The sequence below is a fragment of the Pantoea sp. CTOTU49201 genome, from assembly GCF_032054795.1.
In the GTDB taxonomy this organism is placed as follows: Bacteria; Pseudomonadota; Gammaproteobacteria; order Enterobacterales; family Enterobacteriaceae; genus Pantoea; species Pantoea symbiotica.
The window spans coordinates 1-3,485 of sequence record NZ_DAMBSA010000458.1; the positions used below are offsets into that span (position 1 = coordinate 1).

Consider the following 3,485-nt stretch of genomic DNA (forward strand, 5'->3'; position numbering starts at 1 on the left):
GCGCCGCTGTGGGAAATCATGCTCGAAGAAGTGAAGATGACCGACAATGCTCTGGGCTTTGGCAAAAAGATTGTCTGGCAACGCAGCGACACGTAGGCGCAAGAGGTAAATTTCTGCCCCGGATCAAGTTTGAGCGATTTCCACATGGCGGAATGAAATGACCTGAATAACACTAAGGCCTATCCGCCGCGTATCCCAACGCGGCATCGTTATTCAGTTGAATACGGAATTCTGTGATGACCCAACTCTCTTCTCACGCCCCAGCGACACGCTTCGCCTGGTGGAAACCGCTGCTGTTTCTCGCCGTAGTGGTACTCGGTCTGTGGTATGTCAAATGGCAGCCTTATTACGGCAAAGCCTTCTCTGCCGCCGAAACGCACTCAATTGGTAAATCGATTTTGGCCAATGCGGCTGACTCACCGTGGCGCGCGGCGCTCGATTACGCCATGGTCTATTTCCTCGCCGTGTGGAAAGCCGCAGTGCTCGGCGTGATCCTCGGCTCGCTGGTGCAGGTGCTGATTCCACGCGCCTGGCTGCTGCGTCTGATGGGCAGCTCGCGCTTTGGCTCGACGCTGATGGGCACTGGATTAGGTTTGCCAGGCATGATGTGCAGCTGCTGTGCCGCGCCGGTGACTGCTGGTTTGCGTCAGTCGCAGGTTTCCAGCGGCGCGGCAATGGCGTTTTGGCTGGCGAATCCGCTACTCAATCCCGCCACACTGATTTTTATGGGCTTTGTACTTGGCTGGAATTTTGCGGCGATTCGGCTGGTGGCGGGTTTGATGATGGTATTGGGCATCGCGTGGCTGGTGCAGCGCAGCGTGCCGGATCAGGCCGTTGCCGCGCCCGTTATCCCGGCCCGCGATGAGCAGTCGTTTCTGACGCGCTGGCTGCGAGTGATGTGGCGACTGTTCTGCAACACCATTCCACTGTACATCGTCGCGGTATTGTTGCTCGGTGCCGCGCGCGTTTGGCTGTTCCCGCACGCGGATGGCGCGGTGAGCAATACGCTGTTTTGGGTGATGTTGATGGCAATTGCTGGCTGCCTGTTTGTGATTCCCACCGCTGCGGAAATCCCGATAGTGCAGACCATGATGCTAGCGGGCATGGGCGTTGCGCCCGCGCTGGCGTTGTTAGTGACGCTGCCCGCCGTGAGTGTGCCGTCGTTATTGATGCTGCATCGCGCCTTTCCCGCACGGGCGCTGTGGATCGCGCTGATCGGCGTGGCAGGCAGCGGCATGTTGCTTGGCGTGCTCGCCTTGTGGCTGGCGTAACCACCAAATCTTCTGATTGCGGCTGCCGCGCCACAGCAGCCGCGCATCTTTTTCCGCTTCGATAAAACGCCCGTCAATCAGCACATCAATTTCATCCACCACTTCGCGCTGCGCCGCACTGAGTTCCGCCATCTGGTAGCCGGTCCACAGCCAGATATCCTTATCCGGACATTCATGTCGCACACGTTTCACCAGGCGACGCACATGCGGCACGTTATGCGGATGCAGCGGATCGCCGCCGCTCAGCGACAAGCCCTGACGCGGAATGCGCCGATCGTTAAGATCGGCGATCAGTTGCTCTTCCATCTCCAGCGTAAAAGGTACGCCGGAATCCAGCCTCCACGTGCTTTGGTTATAGCAGCCGCGACACTGATGTTCACAGCCCGCGACAAACAGCGTACAGCGCGTGCCGGGTCCGTTAACGATATCGACCGGATAATAGCCGTGGATGCGCATCATCCCAGCTTTCCTGTCTCCAGATGTTTAACGCGTCGCTGCACTTCTTCCTGTTTACCGGCGTTAAACGGACGCGCATCCGGGCTGCCGAGATAGCCGCACACGCGGCGCGTTACCGATACGCGCGCCGGATCGTGATTACCGCAGCATGGGCAGGTGAACCCTTTGCTGGTGCAGCTGAACTCGCCGCTAAAGCCGCATTCGTAACACTCATCAATCGGCGTGTTGGTGCCGTAATAGGGCACGCGGTGATAGCTGTAATCCCAGACGTCTTCGAGCGCTTTGAGGTTGTGCTGGATATTGGGATATTCGCCGTAACAGATGAATCCGCCGTTAGCGATGGCGGGATAGGGCGCTTCAAAGTCGATCTTGTCGTAGGGATTGACCTTCTTCTCAACGTCGAGATGGAAGCTGTTGGTGTAATACCCTTTATCGGTCACGCCCGCCACCACGCCAAATTCGGCGGCATCGAGGCGACAGAAACGGTCGCACAGATTCTCGCTCGGCGTGCTGTACAAGCTGAAGCCGTAGCCGGTTTCCTCTTTCCAGGCGTCCACTGCGTTACGCAGATGGGTGACAATCGCCACGCCTTTTGCCCGCAGGTATTCGGCGTCATACGGATGCACTTCGTTGCCGCTCAGCGCATTCAGCGTCTCATGCAGGCCGATGTAGCCAAGGGAAATCGAGGCACGGCCGTTGCGGAAAATGGCGCCCACTTCGTCATCCGCTTTCAAGCGCACGCCGCAGGCACCTTCCATATACAGAATCGGCGCCACGCGCGCTTTGGTTTTTTCCAGCCGGGCGATACGCGTCATTAAGGCGCGCTTCGCCAGCGCCAGACGTTCATCCAGCAAGCGCCAGAACTGCGCTTCGTCGCCTTTGGCTTGCAGCGCGATACGCGGCAGATTGAGGCTGATGACGCCGATATTGTTGCGGCCTTCGTGAATCTGCTCGCCGTTTTCCTCATAGACGCCAAGGAAACTGCGGCAGCCCATCGGCGTTTTAAACGAGCCGGTCACTTCCACCACTTTTTCGTAGTTGAGGATATCCGGATACATGCGTTTGCTGGCGCACTCCAGCGCCAGCTGTTTGATATCGTAGTTAACTTCGCCAGGCCGACGATTCACGCCTTCGCGAATAGCAAACACCAGTTTCGGGAATACCGCCGTTTTATGATTTTTACCCAGCCCGGCAATGCGGTTACGCAGAATGGATTGCTGAATCAGGCGCGCCGCCCAGTCGGTGCCGAGGCCAAAGCCAAAGGTGACAAACGGCGTCTGGCCATTGGCGGTGTGCAGCGTATTCACTTCGTACTCCAGCGACTGAAACGCGTCGTAGCTCTCTTTCTCGGTGCGCACGCGCGCATAGGCTTCGGCATCGGGAATCTGCCACTCTTGCGCCACCGCGCGGTGTTTTTCCAGGCTGAGCGTGACGAACGGCGCCAGCACTTCATCAATGCGGTTGATGGTGGTGCCGCCATAAATGTGGCTGGCGACCTGCGCGATGATCTGCGCGGTGACCGCCGTGGCAGTCGCGATCGATTTGGGCGGCTCGATCTCGGCGTTGCCCATCTTGAAACCGTTGGTCAGCATGCCGTGCAGATCGATCAGCATGCAGTTAAACATCGGGAAGAACGGAGAATAGTCGAGATCGTGATAGTGGATGTCACCACGTTCATGCGCCAGCACCACATCGCGTGGCAACAGTTGCTGCTGAGCGTAATGTTTGGCGACGATGCCAGCCAGCAGATCGCGCTGG

The 3,485-nt window shown here is 58.1% G+C and carries 2 protein-coding genes and 1 pseudogene; 1 reads left to right on the forward strand and 2 read right to left on the reverse strand.

The window, feature by feature from the left end:
• Positions 1-236: 236 nt before the first annotated feature.
• A complete protein-coding gene (locus tag RTY00_RS22060; RefSeq protein WP_312666243.1) occupies positions 237-1,271 on the forward strand; it encodes a permease in 1,035 nt (344 codons plus the stop codon).
• Here the strand turns inward: RTY00_RS22060 and nrdG are convergent.
• Both nrdG and nrdD read right to left on the reverse strand, forming a co-directional pair.
• Positions 1,266-1,730, reverse strand: a pseudogene (gene nrdG / locus RTY00_RS22065) (anaerobic ribonucleoside-triphosphate reductase-activating protein); the annotation flags it as partial. The gene RTY00_RS22060 and the pseudogene nrdG overlap by 6 nt on opposite strands.
• Positions 1,727-3,485 (reverse strand): anaerobic ribonucleoside-triphosphate reductase (gene nrdD / locus RTY00_RS22070; RefSeq protein WP_312666245.1); only part of this gene is annotated, 1,759 nt, incomplete at its 5' end. The pseudogene nrdG and the gene nrdD, both read right to left, overlap by 4 nt.

Bases quoted from the DNA above. Each gene is read 5' to 3' on its own strand.
- RTY00_RS22060 (WP_312666243.1), top strand. From the start codon at position 237: ATGACCCAACTCTCTTCTCACGCCCCAGCGACACGCTTCGCCTGGTGG.